The following is a 25,452-nucleotide window of genomic DNA, read 5'->3' as shown; positions in this document are numbered from 1 at the left end:
CGTACCGGCACGCTCGTCACATGACAATCCTTGAAATCAGTGCAGGCGATACTGCCTGGGTACTGATCAGCGCCGCGCTCGTGCTGTTCATGACCCCCGCGCTGGCCTTCTTCTACGGCGGCATGGTCCGCAGCAAGAGCGTGCTGAACATGATGATGATGTCGGTGATCACCACGGGGATTGTCGGCGTCCTGTGGGTGCTGTACGGATTCTCGATGGCCTTCGGCAACTCGATCGGCGGCGTCGTCGGGAACCCGGGCGAGTACCTCGGACTCAAGGGGCTGCTGGATGCCGAGTTCGGAACCATCCCCGGCTACGCCTTCGTCGGGTTCCAGGCGGCGTTCGCGATCATCGCCGTCGCCCTGATCGCAGGCGCGGTGGCCGACCGTATGAAGTTCGGGGCCTGGTGCGCCTTCGTGGTCCTGTGGTCCACGCTCGTCTACTTCCCCGCCGCCCACTGGGTGTTCTCCTTCGACGGATTCACCGCTGAGAAGGGTGGCTTCATCGCCAACACGATCCAGGCCTTCGACTTCGCCGGTGGCACGGCCATCCACATCAACGCAGGTGCCGGAGCCCTGGCCCTGGTGCTCGTGCTCGGCAAGCGCATCGGATTCGGCCGCGTGCCCATGCGCCCGCACAACCTGACGCTGGTCATGCTCGGCGCCATCATGCTGTGGTTCGGCTGGTTCGGCTTCAACGCGGGCTCCGCGCTGGGCGCCAACGGCACCGCCGCGCTGGCATGGGTCAACACCATGGTCGCCGCCGGTGTCGCGATGCTCGCCTGGGTGCTCACCGAGCGCCTGCGCGACGGACACCCGACCTCGCTCGGCGCTGCCTCCGGCATCGTCGCGGGCCTGGTCGCCATCACCCCCGCCTGCGCGACGGTCAACCCGATCGGCGCGATCTTCATCGGCATCCTCGCCGGCGTCGGCTGCTGCTACGCGGTCACCATCAAGTTCAAGTGGGGTTACGACGACTCGCTCGACGTCGTCGGCGTCCACCTGGTCGGCGGCCTCATCGGCACGCTCGCGATCGGCCTGTTCGGCGACCCGGCGCTCACCGGTGGCACCGACACCGCCGGCCTGTTCTACGGCGGCGGCCTGTCACAGCTCGGCCGTCAGGCGCTCGGCGCCCTGTCCGTGCTCGTCTACTCCTTCGTGGTCTCGTACCTGATCGCCCTGCTCCTCAAGCACACCATGGGGATTCGCGTCTCCTCGGCTGTCGAGACCAGCGGCATCGACCTCGCGGAGCACGCTGAGATCGGCTACGACCTGTCGAAGGTGCAGTACTCGTCCTACAACATCAAGCGCATGCTCATCGTCCCCAAGGACGAGGGAACCGCCACGGACGGCAACAACACGAACGAGGGAGTCAAGGCATGAAGCTCATCACCGCAGTCCTCCGTGAGGAGGCCGTGGACGACGTGCAGATCGCGCTCGCACGGTTGGGCATCAGCGGCATGACCGTGACCGAGGTCAGCGGGTACGCCCGCCAGCGCGGCCACACGGAGGTCTACCGAGGCGAAGAGTTCGAGATCGACTTCGTCACCAAGATCCGGATCGACATGGTCGTGACGGACGAGGACGCCGACAGCATCGTCGACACCATCTGCCAGGCCGCACGCTCGGGAAACATCGGCGACGGCAAGGTCTGGGTCGTGCCGGTCGAGGAGGTCGTCCGCGTCCGCACCGGTGAGAGGGGTGAGGCCGCTATCTGAGTCTGCATACTCCCGGTGGAGCGGGGTGGTGACATCGGTCACCGCCCCGCTTCCGCGTTCCGGCGCAGGTTTGCGTCCCGGTGTTAGGGTGCCTGCAAGATGGAAGCCGGTATCGATGTGCCGCTGGACGACCGGTCCGGCGAACAGGGCGTCGCGGTGGACCGCCGCGACCTGTCGATGCTGCCCAAGGCCCATCTCCACCTGCACTTCACCGGCTCGATGAGTCACCGCACCCTCCTGCAGGTTGCCGAGGCCTGTGGTGAGCCGGTCGACGCGGTCGCCGGTGCCCCCGCCTTCGCGACAGACGCGACCACGGCGCGCGGCTGGGCCCGCTTCCAGCGCCGCTACGACCTCGCGCGGCGTGTCGTGCGGAGCGAGGCCGCCATGCGCACGATCGTCCGGTGCGCGGCCGTCGACGAGGCGGCCGAGGGGTCGCGGCGGCTGGAGATCCAGGTCGATCCCACCTCGTACGCGCCGTGGGTCGGCGGGCTCCAGGCAGCCCTCGAGATCGTCCTGGACGAGGCCCGCGCCGCCAGCCGGGACACCGGGGTCCAGATCGGGGTGATCGTTGCGGCCTCGCGCATGCGCCATCCGCTCGACGCCCGGACGCTGGCACGCCTCGCGTCGCGCTACGCCGGACAGGGCCCGGGTGAGGTCGTCGCCTTCGGCCTCAACGCGGACGAGCACCACGGCGACACGACACGGTTCGAGGGCGCGTTCCGCATCGCCGACAGGGCCGGCCTCCCGTCGGTTCCCCACGGCGGGGAACTGCGCGGCCCCGAGCACATCCGCACCGTGCTCGACTACCTGCACCCCACGCGACTCGGGCACGGGGTCCGGGCCGCCGAGGATCCCGTCCTGCTCGACCTGCTCGTCGAACGGAGCGTCGCCCTGGAGGTCTGCCCGGTGTCCAACGTCCAGCTCGGCGTCTACTGCACCACCGGCGACGTGCCGCTGCGCACACTGGTGGACGCGGGTGCCCAGGTCGCGCTCGGCGCCGACGACCCCTTGCTGTTCGGCGCGCGGCTCGTCGACCAGTACCGTGTCGCGCGGGACGTGCTCGGATTCACCGACGCGGAGCTCGCCGGCCTGGCCCGGGCGAGCCTGCGGGCCAGCACGGCCCCGGAAGCCGACAAGCAACGCTGGCTGGCGGAGGTGGACGATTGGCTCGCCGCCCCGGCGTCCCGGGAGTTGCTGGCCAGCTGACGTCGTAGGATCACCGACGAACGACCCGCTTCACTGCCCCGTGGGCAGACGCGTGCGGTGCGCGATCGCCGTTGACCACGCACCGCCCGTTCAGGCTACTTCCCGAACGGGCCGGGCGCACCCCCGCCGGCCGATCACTTTCGCCCGTCGGCGCGACGGCGTCGGACGAGCGATCCGGCCGCACACGGGCGCGGCGGTGGTCACGCTCACCGATAATTCCCCACCCGCTTGCCGATCCGGCGTCGATAAGCACCATGATGCGTCCCGACAATTCCCCATCGCTTGAGCGATTCGTCGCGGAAAGTCACCATGAGCGTATGGACTCCATACCAGCGATCAGCGTTGACCACCTGCGGGTGGTGCGGGGCGACCGGATCGTCCTGCCCGAACTGACGTGTTCGGTGCCACCCGGACGCGTCACCGGGCTGCTCGGCCCGTCCGGGTCGGGGAAGACCACCCTCATGCGGGCCGTCGTCGGCGTGCAGCGGACCTCCGGGGGACGCATCACCGTGCTGGGAGAACCGGCCGGGTCGGCGTCCCTGCGGCATCGTGTCGCCTACATGACCCAGGCCGCGTCGGTGTACAAGGACATCTCGGTGCGCGAGAACGTCACCTACTTCGCACGCCTGGTCGGCGCCCCCCGCTCTCGCACCGACGAGGTGATCGACCAGGTCGGGCTCGCCGCCCACGCCCGGCAGCTGACCGGCACCCTGTCGGGTGGGCAGTTGTCGCGGGTCTCGCTCGCGTGCGCGCTGGTCGGGGATCCCGAGATGCTCGTCCTGGACGAGCCCACCGTGGGACAGGACCCGGTGCTGCGCCGGGAACTGTGGACGGATTTCCGGGCCAGGGCCGCCGCCGGGACGACGATCCTGGTGTCGTCCCACGTGATGGACGAGGCTGCCCGCTGTGACGAACTGCTGCTGCTCCGCGAGGGCCGTCTCGTCGCCCAGGACACCCCTGCCGGTATCCTCGCCGCCACCGGGTGCGAGGACTTCGACGCCGCTTTCCTCGCCCTCATCGAGGCCGACCAGACGGCGGGGGCCGGGGCATGAACCCGCGCACCCTGTTCGCCACCGTGGGGCGGATCCTCGGCCAGATGCGGCACGATCCCCGGACGATGGCCATCGTGACCGTGATCCCGCTCGTGGTCGTCACCCTCCTGCACTACCTGTTCGACGAGCGCGAGCCGGTGGTCTCGTTCATCGAGGCCGTGATGCTGGTGGTCTTCCCCATCGTGGTCATGTTCCTGCTCACCGCGGTGGCGACCGTCCGCGAGCGCACCTCCGGCACCCTGGAGCGGCTGATGACCACCCCGATCCGCAAGGCCGACATCCTGTTCGGGTACGCGATCGCCTTCGGCCTGCTCGCGACCGTCCTCGCCGCGGTGGCGGCGGTCTTCGTCTACCAGGTGCTCGACATGCAGGTCGCCGGACCGGTCTGGGCGGTGCTCCTGACCGCGGTGGTCTCCGCCCAGTTGGGTGTCGCCTTCGGCCTGCTGGCCTCCGCCGTGTCGCGCAGCGAGTTCCAGGCGGTCCAGCTCTTCCCGGTGCTGGCGGTGCCGCAGCTGCTGCTGTGCGGCTTGTTCGTGTCACGCGACCAGATGGCCGACTGGCTACGGGTCCTGTCCGACCTGATGCCGATGACCTACGGCGTCGAGGCCATGACGGAGGTGCTGGGCTCGGCCGAGCCCACCACCCGTTACTGGCGCGACCTCGGGATCGTCGCCGGGTGCGTCGTGGCGCTGCTCGCCATCGCGTCCGCCACCCTGCGCAGGCGAACGCCATGAGCCCGCGCGGACGCCGGCCCGGCGGTCCGGACACCCGGTCGGCCATCCTCGACGTGGCGCAGCGCCACTTCGCCGAGCACGGCTTCGACGGCGCGTCCGTGCGCGCGATCGCGCGCGAGGCGGGAGTCGATCCGGCGCTCGTCCGGCACTACTTCGGCGACAAGACCTCGCTGTTCCTGCAGACCACGCGCATCGCACTCGACCCGCGGGCACTGGTGGCCCGCATCGTCTCCGCCGGCCGTCGAGACCTGGGAGAGCGCATCCTGCGGGTCGCGCTGCCGATATGGGAGTCGGTCGCGGGGGCTAGCCTGGTCGCGGCGGCACAGCGCAATCCGCGTGTGTTCCAGGCATTCGCGGCCGTCATCAGCACCTCGGTCTCGCAAGCCTCCGACCGCGTGCTCGGCGATCTGCCCGCTCCGGAGCGCCAGGTGCGGGTGGCCATGGTGGAGACGACGATGAGCGGCCTGTTCGTGACCCGCTACCTCTTCCGCATGGAACCCATCGCCTCGCTGCCACGAGAGACCGTCATCCGCAGGTGGGCGCCGCTGCTGCAGCGGGTGATCGACGGGAACCTCTGAGGCCGTCGGAGCAACGGCGCGGCTCCGAGACGCGGCCCGGGGTCACCGCTCCGGGCTGAGCCTCAGGCGAGCTCGCGCAGGATGGCCCTGGCCTCGTCGCGGCCCGACCGCACCGCGCCCTCGAGGTAGCCGTTGAACCGTGCCGCGTACTCGGCACCGGCGAAATGGACGAGTCCCTGCGGCTCGGCCAGCAGCTGCCCGTTGACGCTCCAGACCCCCGGGGAGAAGTGCGCCCCGTGGCAGCCGCGGCTGAACTCCTCCGCGGCCCAATCACGGTCGATGTACACGTGGGGACGATGGGCATCGTCCCCGAACACGGCCGCGAGATCGTCGACGAACGCACGCTCCCGCAGGGTCGACGTGCGTTTGCTGAGGGTGACGGCCTCGATGCCCTCGAAGAAGCCGGTGAGAACGCCGGGGCCGTCCGGGTCGGAGACGTCGAAGGTGACGCGGACATGCCCCTCGTCCGCGCTCATCTGGCCGCTGAGCCCGGAGGCCCGCCACCAGGGCTCCGAGTAGATGACCATCGCCTTGATCACGTTGCCCGGGGAGGTGCGGCGGACGACGTCCTCGCGCCACGACGGGAGGGGCGGGTCGTATTCCAGGCGCTGCCCGAGCCACGGCGGCAGCGCCACCAGCACGGCGCGAGCCGGGAACGCGTCCCCACCCGCGGTGTGGACGACGACGCTGTGCTCGTCGTGCTCGATACGCGTGACGACGGTCCCGAGCCTGAGGGACTCACCCAACTGGGCCGCCATGTACGCGCCGACCTGTGCGAGGCCTCCCACGACGCGGCGCTGTTGCAGACCGCCGCTGACCGCGAAGAGGGACTCCAGATCGGTGCCGTTCGTGTTCATGGCCAGTGCCTGCGAGAGCGTGGGATGCTCGATGCCGTCGCCCTGCGCGGCGCGCAGCACCGAGCCGAACGCCTCCTGGGCCGCGGGCGTCCGCAGATTGGCCTTGACCCACCGGATGAGCGGCTGCGCCAGCCAGACGCCGTTGGCCAGCGCCCAGGCGCCGTCGTTGACCACGCGATCGGCGAGCCGCCGAAACCGCAACACACCCTGACCGAGGTCGGCCATCTCGAACGGGGACAACGACGGCCCCCTGTCGGGGGCCTGTTCGCTACGGTAGACGGTTCCTTGCGACCGGATCAGCAGGACGCCGTCGGCAGGGCCGGTGAGCTCGAGCCCCGCCTGCTGGACGAGATCGAGCATCGCGTCGTTCCCCGGGCTGAGCCATTGGCCGCCCAACTCGATCACCTGGTCGTCGTGCAGAACGCTCTCGACGCGCCCGCCGACCCTCTCCCGGGCTTCGAGGACGACGACCTGCTTGCCGCGCCCCACAAGCTCGAGCGCCGCCGACAGGCCGGCGAGGCCCGCTCCCACAACGACACAATCCAACACGTCGAACAATCTACCGATCCCCTCTGCCTGCCGGCAGGCGGGGTGGGTCGGCGGGTGCGGAGCTACCGGTCGCCCGGCTCGCCGAGGCCGAGGGTCTGCTCGACCGCGTCGAGCACACGCTCGTAGTCCAGTTCAGGGTTGAAGACGAGCCAGTTCAACCCGGCGACCAGAGTGGCACCGATCATGGCGGCGGCCCTCAGCGAGGTGGACGCCCGATCGGCCTCGGGGTCGGCGTCCAGCATCGCGTCCAGCATCGTTCGCAGACCGACCTGCCGCCATCGCTCGATGCCGGCCAGCCAGGTGCGATCGGTGCGGAACATCTCCGACAGGAGCACACGAGCGGCGTCGGTGTGCTCCTCGAGGCTGCGCAGCAGCGTGGCGACGACCGCGCGGAGCGCCGCGGACCCGGTCAAGCCGACCGTGGCCTCGTTCAGGGCGTTCTCCAGACGGTTCGCGTAGTCGTCGATGAGCTCGCTCACCAGCCCGTGCTTGGAACCGAAGTTGTAGAAGATGCTCCCCTTGGCGATGCCCGCTGCTGCGGCGACGTCGTCGAGAGAGGTCGCGCTGATGCCGTTCGCGGCGAACAGTCTCGTCGCGGCCGCCAGGATCGCGGCCCGCGTGTCGACGCGGCGCGCGGACCTGCCGTCGACCGGCGAGGGCTGCTGGGCGATCATGGCGTTCACCCTACAGCGACAGGGCCGGATGCAGACGGCTCATCGTCCACGTGCGCTTATACGCGGCCACGAGGGACGACCCGAGCAGGGACAACGCGAAGACGCTGGCCAGCACGACGACTCCGGTGAACGCCCGGCCGTCCACCCCGCCGGTGATGGTCTCGCGCAGCCCCTCCACCGCGTAGGTCATCGGCATGTAGGGGCTGATGGCCTGCAGGAACCCGGGTTCCACCTCGATCGGATAGGTGCCTCCGGACGAGGCCAACTGCAGCATCAGGACGGTGATGATGACCACCTTGCCCGCGGCGGTGCCGAGCGTCACCTGAAGGAACTGCTGCAGTGCCATGAACGCGAAGACGGTCAACAGGGCGAGCCCCACCGTCGCGGGGACGTCCTTCGGGTCCAGGCCGACGGCGAAATGCATCACCGACAGCATGATGAGCACCTGGCCGACACCCAGCGCGAGCGCGGCGTTCAACTGACCCCAGGCCATGCGGAACCCGTTGACCGAGGTCATCAGCGCGCGCGACGACAGCGGTCGCAGCAGCAGCCAGGTGATCAGCGACCCGACCCACAGCGCGAGCGAGATGAAGAACGGCGCGAATCCCTCGCCCCACGACTCGGCCTGCCAGATGTGGGTCTCGCTCAGGCCTACGGGCTCGGCCACGGCCGAGCTCCGCTCGTCGGTGGACTGCGTCACCGTCTCCGGGATCTGTTCCTGTCCGCTCTGGAGCTCTCCGGCGAGCGTGGACGCGCCGTCGGCGGCCTGATCGAGCCCGGACGACAGGTCGGGGAGGCTTCCGGCCAGTGTCCCGGAGCCGTCGGCGAGTTCGCCCGCCCCCTGGTCCACCTGCTGGGCGCCGGAGTCGACCTGCTGGATGCCCGACACGAGGTCGGGGACCTGCTCGTCCAACTGGCTGGTGCCGTCGGCGAGCTGACCGGCACCGTCGTCGAGCTGCTGGACACCGGCCGCGAGACCGGAGCTGCCCGATTCGAGCTGTGCGGCACCGTCGCGAAGCGCGTCCGCACCGTCGTCGACGGCGTGCACCCCCGCCTGGACGGCCTGCGCCCCGGCCACGATCCCCGAGTTCGGGTCGGGGTCGGTGAACGCGGTCGCCAGTTGGGCGGCACCGCTCTGCAGGGCGGGTATGCCCGTCTCGGGGTCGGATGCCTTCGTACTCATCTCGGTGATGCCGGACGACAGCCGCGTGGCGCCCTGGGCCACCTGGGCGGCGCCGGCGGCCAGGGCACCGTCGCCCGATGTGGCAGCCGATGCCCCGTCGACCCAGCTGCTGGCGCCGGACGCGAAGCCGGTGGCCCCCGTGGCGTACGCGGTCGCCCCGCTGCTGAGTGCCCCGTACTGTGCCTGGAGCGTCGCCGCTCCGGTCGCGAGCTCACCGGCCTGCGCCTGGGCCTCGGAGCCGGTGTCCGCCTGCACCTGGCTCAGCAGGGCCGCAGCGGTGGCCGTGTCACCGGCCTGCAGGGCGGCCTGCGCGGCGGTCGTGGCCGCGTTGATCTGCTGCAGGCTGGTCGGCACGCTCGCCGTCCCCGCCGCGAGCTGGTCGATCTGGGGCTGCGCCGCGGCCAGTTGCTGCGCACCGCTCGTCAGCGCCTGGCTGGACGCGACCAGCCCGGTTCCGCCGTGGACGCCGCTGTAGAGGGCGCCGCCGGAGGCGACCGCCTGGTTGAGCTGCCCGATGCCGGCCTGCACCTGCGCAGCCCCGGAGGCCAGCGCCGGGGCCCCGGTGGAGGCATCCGCCGCCTGGGCGAGGCCCTGCTGCAGGGCGGTCAGGTTCTGCGTCCCGTCCGAGAGCTGCTGGGCTCCCTGGGCGGCGGTCGAGACGCCCGTGACGTAGGCGTCCTGGCCGTCGGCAAGGGTTCCCGTGCCGTCGGCGAGCGTCTGGGCGCCCGCCGACAGGTCCGAGACGCCACTGGTGAGGCTGGGTGTGGTGCCCAGGAGCTCGTCCAGACCCGCGTTGAGCTGCTGGGCGCCGATCGCGAGCTGGTCGGCGGCGTCCGGCAACGCAGCGGTCCGGGACGCGAGCTCCCCGGTTCCGGACGCGAGGTCTCCGGTGCCGGATGCCAGGGCCTGCGCCCCGGCGGCGAGTTCGTCCGCGCCGACCTGGAGCTGGTCGGTGCCGTCCTGGGCGTCCGCCAGGCCGTCGGCGAGCAGGAATGCCCCGTCGGAGGCCTGACCCAAGCCGTCGCGCGCGTCGCCGAGGCCGATGAGCAGCTTGCTGACCGCCTCCGGGCCGCTCACCTCGTCGACGGCGAGCTGCACCTGCACCATGGCCGAATGGCCGAGGGTGGAGGCCAGGAACGAGTTCGCGTCGTTGTAGGTGACGTCGATCTGCGCGGGGTGGGGGTCGTCGCCCTCCAGGGAGGCGATACCGGCCGAGTAGTCCTCCGGGATGACCACCGCGAAGTAGTACGTGCCGTCGCGGACGCCGTCCAGCGCGGTCTGCTCGTCCACCTCGTCCCAGCCGAGCGGCCGCTGGTCGAGGAGTTGCTCGGCGGTCTGGTCCCCGGCGTCGAGCCGGGTGCCGTCGTCGAGTGTCGCGGGGACGTCCTTGTTGACGAGGGCCACCGGAAGCTCGTCCAGCTTGTCGGTCGGATCCCAGAAGGCCCAGACGTACATCGCGCCGTACAGCAGGGGGATCAGCAGCATCACCGCGACGGCGGCTCGGGTGATGGGCTGGCGGAAGAAGCGCTTGAGCTCGGTTCCGTGCGAGGTCCAGGCGAACATTCGGTTGCTCGATTCAGAAAGCGGGGGCTGGTTCGGGAAGTTGGATGCGCGCGGGGAGCTCGTCCCACCCCATGTGGCGCAGGTCGGAGAACCCGCTGGTCGCGGCGACGACCGTGACCCCGCCGGCCGTGAGCGCCCGCAGGCGTTCCCAGACCAGGGCCCGCGAATCCAGGTCGTGCAGCTGATCGACGTCGTCGACCGCGATCAGCTCGGGGCCCGACAGCATCGCGAGCGCGATACGCCACAACAGGTCACTGGCCTCGTCGAGATCGTGGACGACCGTACGCGCGGTGGGCACCGGGAGATCGCCGAAGACGGGCGCGCATGCCCGCGCCACGGCGGCGTCGTCCGATCGCGGGACGATGCGGTACCAGGGGGCGAGCCAGGCCTGGCGTTCCCGCAGGCTGGCGCCCACGGTGGTCTCGCCGTCCAGATCGTCGAGCCCGGCGACACCGACGATCGAGCTGCGGTGCTGCACTCCCAGGGCGCGACGCGGCAGGTCGCGGCCCAGCACGGTGAGCCGGCTCCCCCGGTCCGGGCGCATGCGCCCGACCAGTGTGAGCAGCAGCGAGGTCTTGCCGCTGCCGGCCCGGCCGGTGACGACGGTGAGGCTGCCCGCGTCCATGTCGAGGTTCACGGGTCCGTAGACCCTGCCTCGCTGGCCCGTCTTCGACAGCTCCTGGGCGACGACTGCTGGGGTCCGCTCTGCCATGGACGGCATGCCTCCTGCTCCGGATCGGGTGTTGACCGCGCTCCAGGGTAGTCATACTGACCGGTCAGTACAAGTTTTTTTCGGAGAGGATTTCCACGGATGCCGAGAGGCCGGGCACGCGGTTCACGCCGTTCACGCGGACGCCCCGTATCTCACGCGGGCGCCCGGTTTTCCCGCGGGCCGTATGACACCCGCGGGAGATCACGGCGCCCGCGCCAAGGTCACGCGGGCCGCGTGAACGACCAAGAAACCCGTGTGCGGCGCGCGATGCGGCCCACCCGAGGACAGGAAGGACGCGCACGCGGGCCGCATGCGCGAGCGCGGCGCGTGCGAGAACGACCGGAGGACGAGTCGGCGCCGGCGGTCAGGACCCGGCTGGGCCGGCTGGGGTCGCCCAGTCGGCCCAGCCGGCCAGCCCGCGGCTGACCTGCTCGATCAGGGTTGCCACGCAGCCCGGGGAATCGTTGCCCCACGGGACGTAGTGGAACTCCGATCCACCCGCCTCCAGGAACGTGGCCCGGTTGAGGATGTCGATCTCCTCCAGTGTCTCGAGACAGTCGGCCATGAAGCCCGGGCAGATCACGTCCACCCGGCGGGTGCCGGAGCGCGCGAGCTCGTCCATCGTGTCGATCGTCTTCGGCCCCAGCCATTCGGCGCGTCCGAACACCGACTGGAACCGCAGGCAGACGTCATCGGCGCCGAGCCCCAGCCGTTCGCGCAGCAGCGCCACGGTGGTCTCGCACTCGGCGCGGTAGGGATCACCGGCCTCGTGCATGGCGACAGGGATGGAATGGAAGCTGGTGACCAGCTTGTCGCCGGAGGCGAAGTCGGGACGCCCCGTGGTCTCCCACGAGCGCTCGAGCGCGGTGGCGAGGGCCTCTATGTAGGCGGGCGAGCGGGGAAAGGCCCGCGACACGCGCACCTCGTGCTGGTCGCGCGAACCGAGCATCCAGCGGGCCACCTCGTCGAACACCGTGCCGGCGCAACTCGCCGAGTACTGCGGATACATCGGGACGACCAGCACCCGCCGCACACCGGAACCGTGGAGCCTCGTGAGGACGTCGCCGACCGACGGGCTGCCGTAGCGCATCGCGACATGCACCTCGGCCCGGCCGTCGAGCGCCGCCGCCAGCTTGTCGCGCTGCCGCTGCGACCAGTACATCAGGGGCGAACCCTCCGGGCGCCAGATGGACGCGTACTTGCGAGCGGAGCGCTGCGGCCGCACCCGCAGGATGATGCCCTCCAGAATCGGGTACCACACCAGCCGCGGGGTCTCGACCACACGGTGGTCGGACAGGAACTCGCGAAGGAACGTGCGCACCGCCCCCGGCGTCGGCTCATCGGGGGTGCCCAGGTTCACAAGGACGACCGCGTTTGCCGGGTTGTGCTGTTCCGTCACTCGTTCGACACTATCCGGCGCTGTCGCGGGTGTCGACGGATCGCCCGAACGCTGGACCCGGTCCCAGGCACGAAGCAGCGTCCGTCCTCGTCACGGATCCTGGGTCCCGGCGCCGTACCCCCGCCGGAGGGCCAGGCGGCGGACGAGTTCGCCCGTCGCCACCGCCCCGGCGACCGCGATCAGTGTCGGGACGAGCACGGTGCCACCCTGGTGGGTGAGCTCGACGACCAGCATCACCGACGTGGCCGGAGCGCGCTGGGTGGTGGCGAGGAACGCGGCCGCACCCACGAAGGCGAAGGCGGCCGCACCCGACCCCGGCCACAGGCTCGACCACGCCAGGCCGAGGCCTGCACCGATGCCGGCCCCGATGGCGATGCTCGGGTTGAGGGTGCCACCCCAGGTACCGGCGCGGATCGTGGCGAGCGTGGTCACGGCCTTCAACCCCGCCAGCACCAGGATCGGCGCGACCGCGCGTCCGTCGAACGCGGCCTGGGCCACGGACTGACCGTTGCCGAGCACCTCCGGCCACGCGACCGACACCGCCCCGACCCCGGCGAAGACGAGGGGCATGGCGACGAACAGGCGCCAGTCGCGGGGACGCGACGACTCGAAGCGCGCGGCGAGCACGGCGAACACGCCCGCCACGAGCCCGATGACCAGCCCGGCGGGCAGCGACCACACGACGAGCGAGGCCGAGCCGTCGAGGGGCGACACGTCGTAGAACGGGGCTCCCCCGCGCGGGCCCTGGGCGATGAGCACCGCGATCCCCGTGACCGCAGTGGCGCAGACCGCCGAGCGGATGGTGATCTCGACCAGCAGGATCTCCAGCGCGAACAGGACGCCGGAGACCGGCACGGAGTAGATGGCCGCGAGCCCCGCACCGGCACCGCAGCCGAGGAGCAGGCGAACGTCGGTGGCAGGCAGCCGGAGCTGCCGCCCGATCCACGAGGCGAGAGCGCCGGACAGCTCCCGCGGGGCCGCCTCCCGTCCGATGGATGCGCCGAGCCCGACGAGCACGACCTGCACACCGGCATGGATCGTGGTGGTGAGCACGGACATCCGCTCACCCGCGACGGCGCGCGCGAGCGGGACGATGGGCCGGGCCCACCGGTAGAGGGCGAACCACGCGGCAGCGCCGATCACCCCGGCACCGAGCAGGACGAGCACCCGCATTCCGGGGGACGCGGTCTCGACCCCCGCCAACAGGGACACCGTGGCGGCAGAGCCCCAGGCCACACGTTCCACGAGACGCAGCAGGTGTGACAGCGCGAGGCTCACCAGCCCGGCCGACGCCCCGGCCGCGACCACCCCGATCGCGAACCGCAGCGCCCGGTGCTCACCCGACCCACCAGCAGCAACCACAATGCGTTCCTCGTCAGGTCGGTCGTACGGGCCGATGTGCGAACAAGAAGATTCGAGACCGCTGCGAGTCTATCGGCATCCCCCCACGGAGCCACCTGCGAGAATCGAACTCGCGACCTACGCTTTACGAGAGCGTCGCTCTACCGACTGAGCTAAGGTGGCGCGTCGCCCCTCGTCCCGGGGCAACCACGCAAACTATACCGATCACACCCCGCTCAGGAAAACCGGTGATCCCTCACTGGTTCAAGGACGCGTAGACGTACGCCGACAGGTCGGCGATCTCGCTCTCCAGGGCATCGTCCGAGCCGAGCACTGTCAGCACGTACACCGTGCCGGTGCCCCAGACGATGGCGGCGTCGCTCTCCGTCCAGCCGGTCTCGGTCTCCAACCATCCCGGCTTGTCCGCGACCTCCGCCTCGTCCGGCAGACCCGCCGGGATCCGCTCGCGCCAGACCTGGTCGCGCATGTGGTCGAGGAGCAGCTCGGTCGAGTCGGCCGACAGCGCGGTCCCGGCCTCCAGCCGCTCCAGGAGCAGCGCCTGATCGTCGGTCGTGGTCACCTTGCCCACGTACTCGTCGTCCGCGTCCAGCAGCACCTCGGTTCCCGTGTACCCGGCGGCCTGCCACATGGCGTTGATGCGTTCGTCACCGACGAGCTCGCGCAGGTACACCGAGCAGTCGTTGTCGGACTGCTCGATCATGTCGGCCATGCAGCTCGACACGGTCTGGCCGTAGCCGACCGACTCGTTCAGGGAGACCTCGCCCTCGTCGTACAGTTGCAGCACGGCCCAGGCGATGAACAGCTTGATGGTGCTCGCGGGCTCCTTCTGTTCGTCCCCGTCGATGGAGACGTCGACCCCCCACTCCGTGAGCTCACGGACGGTGACCGAGTAGGTGCCCTGGTAGCCGGCCAGCAGATCGAGGATCCCGGCCTCCAACTCGTCGGAGGCCTGATCGGCCGCCATCGAGGCGGCGTTCACCGTGGGGGTGACCGACGGTTTGGAGGATCCGAGTCCCGCGGACAGGCGTGATCCCACCTGCTCCTCCGCCTGGTTGAGCACCAGCCATGCGGGAATGAGGCTCAGCAGGACCAGCACCGTCGCCACCAGGAGACGGCGCTTGCGATAGATTCCTCGTCTGCCCACGAGTCCGGGACGCTACGCGTCCCAGCTGTGCCGAAACTGTGCGTATCGTTCGGTGATGCTGTGCCCTGGTCGTCAGGGAACCGCTGATCAATGTGGGCAACGCCGGTTGAGCCTGTCGAAGCCCGGCGCCGGACGGCAGTTCCACGACCCTTCGACAGGCCCACGACCCTTCGACAAGCTCAGGGACCTTCGACAGGCTCAGGGATCGTTGCTCAAGTTCCACGGCCCTTCGACAGGCTCACGACCCTTCGACAAGCTCAGGGACCCTTCGACGGGCTACCCGTCGGTGCAGCGCGTTCCCTCGTCGGGGACGGTTCCGTCGGTGAAGTAGTCGACCACGATCGAGTCCATGCACGCGCTGCCCGATCCGTAGGCGCCGTGCCCGGCGGCCTCACGGACGACGAGCGTCGCCGATTCGAGCTCGTCGGCCATGATCTCGGCCTGGTGGAACGGCGTCGCCGAATCGCCGGTGTTCTGGATGACCAGCAACGGCGGCGCACCGGCGCCGCTGAAATCGATCTGCGCGGCGGGCTCGGCCGTCCACAGCGGGCACACCAGATCAGGCCCGAAGCGCTCGCCGAAGATGGGCGCCACCTGCGAGTCGTGGCCGGTCCACTGGTCGAAGGCGTCCTGCACCCCCTTGTCGGCCTCGTCCGCGCACCGGATCGCCGGGAACGAATAGGTGAGGTCGCCGTAGCTGCCGTCCGACGAGCGGTCGTTCAGCAGGTCCGCGGCCTCCAGCAGGTACTGGCCGTCGCCGCTGCTGATCGTGTACGCGATCAGATCATCCAGGGCGCTGTACGCCTCGGAGCCGTAATAGAAGTAGAGGACGATGCCGGTCACCGCGAGGCTCTGGGTGAGTTGCCGCTCGCCGTCCCCGGGCAGCGGAGACGCGTCCAGCCCGTCGATGAAGCCGGTGATCGTGTCGACGACCTCCTGCTCGGTGGTGCCGAGGCTGCCGTCGTTCGCGGCCGACCACGCCGCGAACGCGCGCAGGCTGAGGTCGAACCCTTCCGCCTGGATGACGTCGTCGTCGGGAGTGAGGTTCACCGCCGAGTCGAGCACCATGCGTCCCACGTTGTGCGGGAACAACTCCGCGTAGACGGCCCCGAGGAACGTCCCGTAGCTCACGCCGTAGAAGTTCAGCTTCTCCTCGCCCATGAGGTACCTGGCCAGGTCGTAGTCGTAGATCGTCTCGATCGTGCTGATGTGGTCGAGCAGCGTCCCCGAGTTCTGCCTGCACTGGTCGTTGAACGCCTCCTGTGCGGCCACCAGAGCATCGCGCTCCGCCTGGTCGTCGGGTGTGGCGTCCACGCCGTAGTAGGCGTCGGTCTGCTCGGGCGTCCCACACACCACCGGGGTCGACTCGCCCGAACCGCGCGAGTCGAGGCCGATGATGTCATAACCCTCCAGCCCCGTGGCGGTGAAGCTGCCGACGTAGTCCTGGGCCGAGGCTCCCGGCCCGCCGGGGTTGATCAGCAGAACGCCGAGCCGCTCGGAGGCCGTCGCCGGCGCCTTCTTCATCGCGATCGTGATGGCCTGCCCGTCGGGATCCGTCCAGTCGAGGGGGGCCGAGAACGTGGTGCACAGGTAGTCGCCGCACGGCTTCCAGACGAGTTCCTGCGAGTAGTACCGGGCGAGGCCCTCCCCCTCGGGTGGGTCGACGAAACCCGGGGGTGTCGCGTCCGACTCCTCTATCTGACGATCCGGCGAGTCGAGCCCCGAGTACACGTTCTCGGGAACCGGCAACTCGGTGGGCACCTGGTCACCGATCGTCGTCGCGGAGGTGGGCGACGCGGTCGAGGAGTCGTCCCCACCGAAGGGCCACGTCCCGATCGGCGGAGCAAGACACGACGACAGCAGGGCGCAGGAAAGGACCGCCACGACGAGCACGCGGCCCGCCCGAGTCACAGGGCTCACCCCATCGACGGTATCGCGGCCGACCGACCGGCCGGGGAGGTCACTCCTCCTCCCGGCCCGCCTCGCGGCTGTGCCGGATGCGGGCGTCCAGGCTCCAGCCGCCGGCCCCGACGAGGACGAAGAGCAGGGCGATGATCGCGATGAACAGTTCCCGATCACCGTAGAAACCGAACTGACCCTCGATGAACGGGCTGAACGGCCCGAAGCGGAAGAACGCGAGGAACACGGCCGTGGCGATCAGGACGAGGCCCGCGACGATGCGCGTCCCCAACCCGACGAGCAGGAACACGGCCACGACGATGAGCCCCACCCCGACCACCGGGCCGAGCCGGTCGACGACGGACTCCGGCAGACCGACCGTGACCAGGGCATCGGACACCGCGGGACGATCGACCATCGTCTGCCATCCGACGATCCCGATGAAGGCGGCCAGCAGCAGACGCAGCAGGAAGAGGCCGAAGGCCCCGGCGAACTTGTCGGTGCTGCGCCGCACGACCGTGACCACCTCGGGTTCCACCTCGGTGGCGACGGTGTGGACGGTGCCCAGGCGCTGGTCGCGGACGGCACGGGCCTGCGCCCGGACCGCCTCGGCCTCGCTGAGCTGCTGCTCCTGTTCCATGCGGACCTGGAGCGCCGCGGCGCGGGCCTTCGCCCGGGCCTCCTCACGGGCGGCCTCCAACTCGGCCTTCGACTTGTCGGCGGCGGCCTTCGCGGCGGCAGCGCGTGCCACGGCGTCGTCCGCGGCGGCCTTGGCGGCCGCAGCCTCGTCCGCAGCCGCACGTGCCTCGTATTCGGCCTTCTCGGCCGCCAGCAGACGCGGATCTCGCGGCACCGCGGGACTCGCACCGGAGTAGCCCCGGGCGGGTCCCGGCGTCGTCGGCGTCACGCTGGAGGGCGCGCCCGGTTCGTCCGTTGTCCCGCCCCTCACATCCCTGATGACGCTGCTCACAACCGTCCCTCGCTGTCCTCGTACGGGCCTGATACGTCGTATCAATCTTGAGGCAGACAGGTGGTCATTCGCCGCACTGACACGCGGGGACGTCCCGACCGCGCCGGGATCGTGTCCGATCAGAACAGGGCGGCGACCCCCAGCACCAGGGTGGTCATCGGCCAGATGGCGCTGGCCGGAGGATCGATGTGGGTGTCGCCCCGGATCAGCCAGAGACGGGAGAACGCCTCGCCCACGAGCGCGGACAGGGTGCCGAACCCGATGCCGATCAGCACCGCTGCGACATCGTTGCCCGTGACGGCCTGGAAGTGGAACGCAGCGATCGCCGCGATCAGCGTGATGTGGTGGGTGACCGGGATCGCGGCCCCGAGGGTGAGGAACGCCAGCGACGTGGCCGAGACCGCGAAACCGAGCAGAACCACGGTGGAGGCGGCATCGGGGTAGGCGGCCGACAACGCGATCGCCGCCCAAGCCGAGATGGCGCTGCACCCGACGCCGAGCACGGCGGCGTTCGGCCACGATTCCTGGTAGCGCACCCAGTTGTGCTCCTGCGTGGGCCGGAACCGGGCCACACCGGTCAGCCCCTCGCTGTGCTTGCCGATGATCCCGCTCTTGCCGAAGATCAGGCGCGCGGCCACCCCGGAGATCACGACCGTGATGCCGGGTAGGTCGGTGTTGGCGCCGAGCCAGGGGATCAGCGTGACGAGTTGGCTGATGACGAGCCCCGCGACGCCGAAGAGACCACCGACCACGAGCACGATCGGCTTGGCCAGGCTGACCAGCGGGGTCGCGATGTCGCGTCCGTTCTGCAACCAGCCCCGGCTGCCGGCGAACGCCGAGGCCCCCACTCCCCCGGCGAACGAGATGTGCGGGCCGAAGAACGGCCCGAAGGCCACGTCGGTGACAAAGGCGGCGTTACCGGTGGCGATGACGGCCACGATGCCCGCCAGCAGCACGATCCCTGTGAACGCGAACGCGAAGAGCGCCCCGAAGGTGGCTCCCAGGAAGCCGCCCCCGAAAGCGGCCACATACAGTAGAAAATCGCTCGACACGACAACTCCTTAGCGAACAAGACCGAAAAAGGCACTGAGCAAAGGACAAGGTCCTGCGTTCGGGGTCGCAAATAGGAATACGCATTTCCACGGGAATGCCGCCACCATGCGACAGCGATCAAAGGAAGCCGGGCCCGAGTCGTCCAACGCATTCCGCCGAATGCGCGTCCCTGTCGTTACGGTCGATCCGACATCCTCGTCGCTCGCACACCTCGCCCAAATCGGGATCATGGTTCACGAACATGCTCGTCAAACCGACATTACCTGCTAAAGGGACACGACGAACCCCTGGTATATCCCTCCCAAACCGAATTCTTTCCGATCGCTTCCTCGCGAAACGCAATCTGCACGGGACCACGTCCCCCCGGAATAGCGCCGCCGTGATGAGGCACTGATCCGATGAAGCACCGCTGTCCTGCGCAGGACAGTAGCAATACGCATATATCGGGCGCCATCGCACATCGCGCATTCGCCGGATTTGTGAACCTGTCGATCACATTCATGCCCGCACGGGGACCCCGCGAGCACACGAGGGGGACGATTCGGTCGAACCGGCACGATTCCTACCCCTCGGCAGCACTTTTCTGTCCCGGGTCACGCCCGCGGAGACGAGCCCGCGGGCTGTGAGGGCCCCGCTCCCGGCGCCGCTCAGTCGGGGTCGGCCAGGCTGAGCAGCAGTGCTTCCATCGCCAGCAGCGGCGCGACACTGTGCTCGAGGGCCTGGCGGGCAGCGAGGATGGCGTCCACGCGCCGGATCGTGCGTTGCGGGGTGCTCGCATGCGCAGCCGCGGTCACCCGGTCGCGCAACTCGGCATTGATGAGCCCGGCACCGGACGCCGAGTCTGCGGGATCGGCCGCGTCGACGGCGCCGAGCTGCACCGCCAGCACGTCGCGGTACCAGGTGGTGAGCTCGGTCAGGACGCGGTCGAGTTCGTCACGCTGCAGGCGCTTGGCCCGCATCTTCTGCTGGTCCTCCAGCTCCCTGATCGCGGCCTGCGCCTGCCTGGGCCGGGCTCCCCGGGAACCGAATCCCAGCGCCTCCTTGAGCTCGGCGAGCTCCCGGGAGTCCAACTCGCCGGTACGGCGCTTCGCCTCCTGGGACGCCGCCCCGACGAGCGCCTCCGCGGCCTGCAGACACGCGGCCACGCTCGTCAGCTGTCCAGGAACCGTCAGCACGGCGTGCCGGGCGTCGCGCACCCGCTCATCCCGCGCCAGGGCCCGTGCACGTCCCACGTGCCCCTGGGCCGCCCTCGCGGCGAGCATCGCCATCCCCGGGTCGACGCCGTCGCGCTCGATGAGCAGCCGGGTCACGTCCTCGTCCGTCGGGGTGCGGAGGTTGACCTGCCGGGTGCGCGACCGGATCGTGACGATCACATCGTCGGCTGTGGGCGCGCACAGCACCCACACCGTGCGGGCCGGGGGTTCCTCCAGCGACTTCAGCAGCGCGTCCGCGCCCCGGTCGGTGATGCGATCGGAGTCCTCCACGACGATCACCTGGAAATCGCCCACGGTGGGGCTCATGGCGGCACGCAGGACCAGACCGCGCACCTCCTCCACGCCGATGGACAGCAGCTCGGTGCGGACGATCGTCACGTCGGGATGCGCGCCCGACAGCACCGTCCTGCAGGTCGGGCACTCACCGCAGCCGCCGCGCTCGCACAGGAGGGCGGCGGCGAAGGCCCGGGCGGCATTGCTGCGGCCGGATCCGGGGGGGCCGGTCACCAGCCACGCATGGGTCATCGCGTGGCGCCGTGCCGCATCACCCGACCTGGCCGCCCTGGCGGCTGCGCCGAGGACGGCGACGGCCCGCTGCTGCCCGACGAGGTCGGCCCACACGCCCGCGAGGGCCGTCCCGGTGGCGTTCATGCGCCACCCTCCCGATCGTCCTGGTCGCCCCAGTCGGCACCGTCCGGCTCGGGAAGCTCAGGGACGGCCAGCTCGCGACCCAGCAGGTGGCCGACCGCGCCGCGCACCGTCGCCGCGATCCCGTTCAGGGAGGTGAGGGCCTCGCAGACGAGGTAACGCTCGGGGTGCGCGGCCGCGAGCCGCAGGAAGCCCTCCCGTACGCGCGCATGGAACTCGTCCCCCGCCCCCTCGAGGCGGTCCTTGTCGACGATGCGGGCCACGGCCTTCGAGGGATCCGCGTCGAGCAGCACGGTCAGGTCGGGACGCAGCCCCCGCGTCGCCCAGGCGGCGATCGCCTCAAGGTCGTCTGCGGCGAGGTCGCGTCCCGCGCCTTGGTAGGCCAGCATCGAGTCGATGTACCGGTCGCACACGACCACTCCGCCTGCCGCGAGCGCCGGGGCCACCACCTCATGGATGTGCTGCGCCTTGTCGGCGGCGTAGAGCAGGGCCTCACAGCGATCGTCCAGCCGACTCGCGGGATCGAGCAGCATGGCACGGATCCGTCGTCCCACCTCGGTGTCGCCCGGCTCGTGCGTGACCACATGGTCGACGCCCGAGACGGCCAGCGCGGCCGCGAGCGCCGCCACCTGGGTGGACTTGCCCACCCGGTCACCGCCCTCGAAGACGACGAACAGCCCACGCGGCTCAGGCATCCTCGCCCACCTGCGCGTCCGTGGTCCCGGGGCCGACTGCGAGGATCCGCTCCTGCGCCTCCGGCCAGGTCTCCAGGAACGCGCTCCGCGAGCCCGCCCACACCTGGATCAGCCGGGCACGTTCGCCGATCACCTCGTCGAGGCCCCGTTGATAAGTGCGCCCCGCCTCGTACGCCTCCTGCGGCGTCCAGGACGCGAGATCCTGGTCGTCGGGCTGCGCGACCTGGTTGAGGCTCGCCTCCAGCGAGCGCACCAGCCGGCCGGTCTTGCGAGCACGGCGGTTCATCTTGCCGAGCACGGCCTCTCCCGCGCTCAGGACGCAGACCAACTGGTCGGCGAGCCCCTTGGCCGCGATCCACTCCGCCTCCGGCGACGACTCCGTCAGCGCGTCGAGGGCCCGTGCCAGCCGTGTCACCTGGACGACCGCATCGGCGCGCAGGACATCCCTGGCCGACGGGGCGGAGCCGTCCCTGCCCTCGTCGTCGGGGGTCGTGGTGCGCAGCCTCGGCGCCCGCGCCCCGGTCGCCAGGGCGTCCAGCACGTCGTAGTACAGGTCGCCCAACGCATCCGGCCGGGGTTCGGCGCTCAACCGTGCGAGCCGGTCGAGCCGCCAGCCGATCTCACGTGCCCAGGTGACGTCGACGTGCGGCTCGACACCACGGATCACGTCGGCCAGCTCCCCCAGCTCCGCGAGGACGATCGTGGTGTCGGCCACCTGCCCGGCGCGGACCCGCAGATCGGCACGGATGACGCGCCGCAACCTGGTCGCGAACAACCACGCCAGGAAGTCCTCCAGGCTGATCGAACCCGGCTCGGGCAGCTCGTCGGGCACATCCTGCGGGCGCATGAGCCCGGCCAGCCGGTCCGCGGGCTCGGGGAAGGCGGGCACCCTTGCGCCCCCCGCCTCGGTGAGCCGCTGCACCACCAGGGTGCGCTGCGCCGCCGTCATGACGGGCCCGGGCTCGAAGGTCACCTCCCGGTTCCGCGCGATGGCCAAGCCGCCACGCCGCGCGGTGATGCGATCGTCGATCACCTGGCCGAGTTCCTCGCCATCGGCGTCCAGGAGGCCGTACGCCGCCTGTTCGACCGTGATGCCGGCCACGGGGCCCAGCGCGGCCCTCCGACGGAAGGGACGCAGCAACTCGGCGATGTCGTCCGGCACCTCGTCGTCCTCGTCGAGGGGTTCGATGCGCTCGGCCGGCAGCCAGGGCTCCCACGACGGGGCCCTGAGCAGCCAGTGCCCCGTCTCCCCCGCCACCTGGTGGGCGAGCAGGACGCCAGCCCAGCCGAGCCGCTCGTCCGGCGTGTCGAGCAGGGTCTGTGTCGCCGTCCTGCAGTCGTGCTGCCCCCGCAGCAGCACCCGGTCGATGCCAACGGTCTCGTCGGTGAGAACCGGGGCATCCACCTGATAGGGCATCTCGAAGCGGTAGCTCCTGGCGCGTTTGGCCATGTCGCACTCCTATGTCTTGCGGGTCGTCGCCTTCTTGGTGCTCGCCTTCCTGGCCGTCGACGTGCCCGTCGTCTTCCGGGGCCGCTTGGCGGGGGCCGGGCCCTTGGCCCGCTTGGCGGCCATCAGTTCCGCGGCATCGGTGAGCGTGAGCGACTCGACCTGCTGCGACCGCGGGACGGTGGCGTTGTACTCGCCGTCGGTGACGTACGGGCCGAATCGCCCGTCCTTGACGACGAGCGGTTTGCCGGTCGCGGGATCGGCGCCGAGTTCGCGCAGCGGCGCGGCAGCGGCCCGGCGGCCCCGGGTGCGGGGCTCGGCGAGCAGCTTGAGAGCCTCGTCGAGCGTGACCGTGAACAGCGACTCCTCGTCCGGCAGCGTCCGCGAGTCGTCACCGCGCTTGATGTAGGGGCCGTAGCGACCGTTGTGCGCCGAGATCTCCTCACCGTCCGCGTCGGCGCCCACGACACGGGGCAGGTCGAGCAGCCGCAGGGCGTCGTCCAGCGTGATCGTCTCCAACGTCATCGTCTTGAACAACGACGCCGTGCGCGGCTTGGGCCGCTTCGACTTGGGAACCGACTCGTCGACGGCGAGCACCTCGGTGACGTACGGGCCGTAGCGCCCCGTGCGGGCCACGATCTCGTGCCCGGTGGCGGGATCGGTGCCGAGCTCGCGTTCCTCGCCGTTGGGCGTGGCGAGGAGCTCGCGGGCCTTCTCCAGGGTCAGCTCGTCGGGCGGGAGGTCCTCGGGCACGTTGGCACGGTTCTGCTGTGCGTCCTCCACGTAGGTGCCGTAGCGGCCCACGCGCACGTTGATGCCGGCCTCCGGATCGCCGATCGGGAATGTCGACAACCCCTTGGCGTCGATGTCACCCAGGTTGGTCACCATGTCCTGCAGACCGGCGTGCGGATTGTCCTGCGGACCGAAGAAGAAGGTGCCCAGCACCTCCAGGCGCTTGGCATCGCCGTTGGCGATCTCGTCGAGCCGATCCTCCAGCTCCGCGGTGAACGTGTAGTCGACCAACCGCGGGAAATGCTCGACGAGCAGCCGGGTGACCGCGAACGCGAGCCACGTCGGCACCAGCGCGGTGCCCTTCTTGTACACGTAGTCGCGGGCGGTGATCGTCCGGATGATCGAGGCGTAGGTGGACGGTCGCCCGATCTGCATCTCCTCGAGCTTGGCGATCAGCGAAGGCTCGGTGTAGCGGGCCGGCGGCTTCGTCCGATGGTCCTCCGGCCGGGTGTCGGCCAGGTCGAGCGCCTGCTCCGGCTCCAGCTTCGGCAGCTTCGCCTGGTTCTCGTCCTGGTCGTCGGAGACCTCCTCGGCGTAGGCCTTCATGAAACCCGGGAACGTGATCGTGCGCCCCGAGGCGGTGAACGTCGCGGTGCGCACCGGCGTCGAGGTGACGTCGTCCGACAGTGTGAGTCGCTGCGCCAGCTCGGCGGACACGCGCACCGTCATGGTCTGCCCGTGGGCGTCCGCCATCTGCGAGGCGAGCGTGCGCTGCCACACCAGCTCGTACAACCGGTAGCCGTCGCCCGACAGACCGGTCTGCTTCGGCGTGCGGAACGTGTCGCCCGCGGGGCGGATCGCCTCGTGCGCCTCCTGCGCGCTCTTCACCTTGGACGCGTACTGGCGCGGTGCGGCGGGCACGTACTCGTCCCCGTAGAGCGAACGCGCCTGGGTGCGTGCCGCGGCGACGGCCTGATCGGACAGCGCCACCGAGTCGGTACGCATATAGGTGATGAAGCCCGACTCGTAGAGTTCCTGGGCCACCCGCATCGTGCGGTCGGTGGTGAACCCGAGCTTGCGACCTGCCTCCTGCTGGAGGGTGGTGGTGCGGAACGGCGCGGACGGCCGGCGGGTGTAGGGCTTGGCCTCGACCGATCCGACCGCGAACGCGGCCGCGGGCAGAGCGGCGGCCAGCGCACGAGCGCCCGATTCGTTCAGCACGAAGGCGTCGTTGACCAACTGCCCCGACGCATCGAAGTCCTGACCGCGGGCGACGCGCCATTCGTCCAGGCCGGTGAGACGCGCGTCGAACAGGCGTGGGCTGGCACCGGAACCGGCGTCCAACGTGGCGATCAGGTCCCAGTAGACGGCCGACCGGAAGGCAATCCGTTCTCGTTCCCGATCGACCACCAGCCGGGTGGCCACCGACTGCACACGCCCCGCGGACAGCCGCGGCATGACCTTCTTCCACAGCACCGGCGAGACCTCGTAGCCGTAGAGACGGTCGAGGATGCGCCGGGTCTCCTGCGCGTCGACCAGGTCGAGGTCGAGATCGCGGGGGCTCTCGACGGCCTTGCGGATCGCGTCGCGGGTGATCTCGTGGAAGACCATGCGCTTGACCGGAACCTTGGGCTTGAGTTCCTGCAGCAGATGCCAGGCGATCGCCTCGCCCTCGCGGTCCTCGTCAGTTGCCAGATAGAGCTCGTCCGAGTCGGCCAGCAGTTCTTTCAGCCTGCGGATCGTCGCCTTCTTGTCGGGGCTGACGACGTACAGCGGCGCGAAGTCGTCGTCGACGTTCACGCCCGTGCGGGCCCACGACTGCCCCTTGTACTTCGCGGGGACCTCGGCGGCATTGGTCGGCAGGTCTCGCACGTGTCCCCTGCTCGACTCCACGACATAGCCGTCGCCGAGGTATCCGGCGATGCTGTTCGCCTTGGTCGGCGATTCGACGATCACCAGTCGGCGGGTGGTAGTGGGCACGATGTCGTCCTTCAGGTGGGAGGTGGCGAACACGTCCGGTGCGGACAGTGGGAATGGTAGCGCCCTGTCAAGCCTGATCGGGCG

At 70.2% G+C, this 25,452-nt stretch carries 20 protein-coding genes and 1 tRNA gene; 6 read left to right on the top strand and 15 right to left on the bottom strand.

All coding sequences use genetic code 11. The annotated features are described in order from the left end of the window. The first annotated feature begins 20 nt into the window (after positions 1-20). The 6 genes from FB473_RS00960 to FB473_RS00935 all read left to right on the top strand — a co-directional run bounded on the left by FB473_RS00960 (position 21) and on the right by FB473_RS00935 (position 5,287). Positions 21-1,382: an ammonium transporter gene (locus FB473_RS00960; RefSeq protein ID WP_167163997.1), complete on the top strand. Its 1,362-nt coding sequence runs from the start codon at positions 21-23 to the stop codon at positions 1,380-1,382. Next, positions 1,379-1,717, top strand: coding sequence for a P-II family nitrogen regulator (locus FB473_RS00955; protein WP_167163995.1), 339 nt, complete (start codon positions 1,379-1,381; stop codon positions 1,715-1,717). Before FB473_RS00960 ends, FB473_RS00955 begins: the two co-directional genes overlap by 4 nt. 99 nt (positions 1,718-1,816) lie before the next feature. After that, positions 1,817-2,923 (top strand): adenosine deaminase, encoded by a 1,107-nt coding sequence (locus FB473_RS00950; RefSeq protein WP_167163993.1) that lies wholly within the window; start codon positions 1,817-1,819, stop codon positions 2,921-2,923. 317 nt (positions 2,924-3,240) lie between these two features. Beyond that, positions 3,241-3,975: an ABC transporter ATP-binding protein gene (locus tag FB473_RS00945; protein ID WP_167163991.1), complete on the top strand. Its 735-nt coding sequence runs from the start codon at positions 3,241-3,243 to the stop codon at positions 3,973-3,975. Beyond that, entirely contained in the window at positions 3,972-4,709 is a 738-nt protein-coding gene (locus tag FB473_RS00940; protein ID WP_167163989.1) for an ABC transporter permease, read from the top strand. The genes FB473_RS00945 and FB473_RS00940 overlap by 4 nt, the downstream gene beginning before the upstream one ends. After that, on the top strand, positions 4,706-5,287 hold the full coding sequence (locus FB473_RS00935; RefSeq protein WP_167163987.1) for a TetR/AcrR family transcriptional regulator: 582 nt from the start codon (positions 4,706-4,708) through the stop codon (positions 5,285-5,287). The genes FB473_RS00940 and FB473_RS00935 overlap by 4 nt, the downstream gene beginning before the upstream one ends. Positions 5,288-5,349: 62 nt before the next feature. Here the strand turns inward: FB473_RS00935 and FB473_RS00930 are convergent, their stop codons facing one another. The 15 genes from FB473_RS00930 to topA all read right to left on the bottom strand — a co-directional run bounded on the left by FB473_RS00930 (position 5,350) and on the right by topA (position 25,368). Then, entirely contained in the window at positions 5,350-6,693 is a 1,344-nt protein-coding gene (locus FB473_RS00930; RefSeq protein ID WP_167163985.1) for an FAD-dependent oxidoreductase, read from the bottom strand. A 62-nt stretch (positions 6,694-6,755) separates the two neighbouring features. After that, positions 6,756-7,367 (bottom strand): TetR/AcrR family transcriptional regulator, encoded by a 612-nt coding sequence (locus FB473_RS00925; protein WP_167163983.1) that lies wholly within the window; start codon positions 7,365-7,367, stop codon positions 6,756-6,758. A 10-nt stretch (positions 7,368-7,377) separates the two neighbouring features. After that, positions 7,378-10,113, bottom strand: coding sequence for a YhgE/Pip domain-containing protein (locus tag FB473_RS00920; RefSeq protein ID WP_167163981.1), 2,736 nt, complete (start codon positions 10,111-10,113; stop codon positions 7,378-7,380). 13 nt (positions 10,114-10,126) lie between these two features. Continuing rightward, positions 10,127-10,825, bottom strand: a complete 699-nt coding sequence (locus tag FB473_RS00915; protein ID WP_167163979.1) for an ATP-binding cassette domain-containing protein — start codon at positions 10,823-10,825, stop codon at positions 10,127-10,129. A gap of 364 nt (positions 10,826-11,189) precedes the next feature. Further along, positions 11,190-12,224 carry a ferrochelatase gene (gene hemH, locus FB473_RS00910; protein ID WP_167163977.1) on the bottom strand — a complete coding sequence of 345 codons (1,035 nt, stop codon included), beginning with the start codon at positions 12,222-12,224 and terminating at the stop codon, positions 11,190-11,192. 90 nt (positions 12,225-12,314) lie between these two features. Further along, positions 12,315-13,586, bottom strand: a complete 1,272-nt coding sequence (locus FB473_RS00905) for a chloride channel protein (RefSeq protein WP_167163975.1) — start codon at positions 13,584-13,586, stop codon at positions 12,315-12,317. An 89-nt stretch (positions 13,587-13,675) separates the two neighbouring features. Beyond that, positions 13,676-13,748, bottom strand: a tRNA-Thr gene (locus FB473_RS00900). A 73-nt stretch (positions 13,749-13,821) separates the two neighbouring features. Then, entirely contained in the window at positions 13,822-14,730 is a 909-nt protein-coding gene (locus FB473_RS00895; RefSeq protein ID WP_167163973.1) for a serine hydrolase, read from the bottom strand. Between the two features lie 276 nt (positions 14,731-15,006). Further along, positions 15,007-16,650 carry an alpha/beta fold hydrolase gene (locus FB473_RS00890; RefSeq protein WP_167163971.1) on the bottom strand — a complete coding sequence of 548 codons (1,644 nt, stop codon included), beginning with the start codon at positions 16,648-16,650 and terminating at the stop codon, positions 15,007-15,009. A gap of 40 nt (positions 16,651-16,690) precedes the next feature. Then, positions 16,691-17,599 (bottom strand): DoxX family protein, encoded by a 909-nt coding sequence (locus FB473_RS00885; protein ID WP_167163969.1) that lies wholly within the window; start codon positions 17,597-17,599, stop codon positions 16,691-16,693. Positions 17,600-17,718: 119 nt separating this feature from the next. Beyond that, a complete protein-coding gene (locus FB473_RS00880) occupies positions 17,719-18,651 on the bottom strand; it encodes a DUF7973 family transport facilitator (RefSeq protein ID WP_167163967.1) in 933 nt (310 codons plus the stop codon). A gap of 648 nt (positions 18,652-19,299) precedes the next feature. Next, positions 19,300-20,517 carry a DNA polymerase III subunit delta' gene (locus FB473_RS00875; RefSeq protein ID WP_167163965.1) on the bottom strand — a complete coding sequence of 406 codons (1,218 nt, stop codon included), beginning with the start codon at positions 20,515-20,517 and terminating at the stop codon, positions 19,300-19,302. Further along, a complete protein-coding gene (gene tmk, locus FB473_RS00870; RefSeq protein ID WP_167163964.1) occupies positions 20,514-21,209 on the bottom strand; it encodes a dTMP kinase in 696 nt (231 codons plus the stop codon). Before tmk ends, FB473_RS00875 begins: the two co-directional genes overlap by 4 nt. Then, complete coding sequence (locus tag FB473_RS00865) at positions 21,202-22,659, bottom strand: hypothetical protein (RefSeq protein ID WP_167163961.1); 1,458 nt, start codon at positions 22,657-22,659, stop codon at positions 21,202-21,204. Before FB473_RS00865 ends, tmk begins: the two co-directional genes overlap by 8 nt. 9 nt (positions 22,660-22,668) lie before the next feature. After that, positions 22,669-25,368 (bottom strand): type I DNA topoisomerase, encoded by a 2,700-nt coding sequence (topA, locus tag FB473_RS00860; RefSeq protein ID WP_167163960.1) that lies wholly within the window; start codon positions 25,366-25,368, stop codon positions 22,669-22,671. Positions 25,369-25,452: the final 84 nt, after the last annotated feature.

This window comes from Brooklawnia cerclae, assembly GCF_011758645.1.
Lineage (GTDB): Bacteria > Actinomycetota > Actinomycetes > Propionibacteriales > Propionibacteriaceae > Brooklawnia > Brooklawnia cerclae.
Note: the sequence above shows the minus strand (reverse complement) of the source record. Positions and strands in the feature narration are given on the sequence as shown.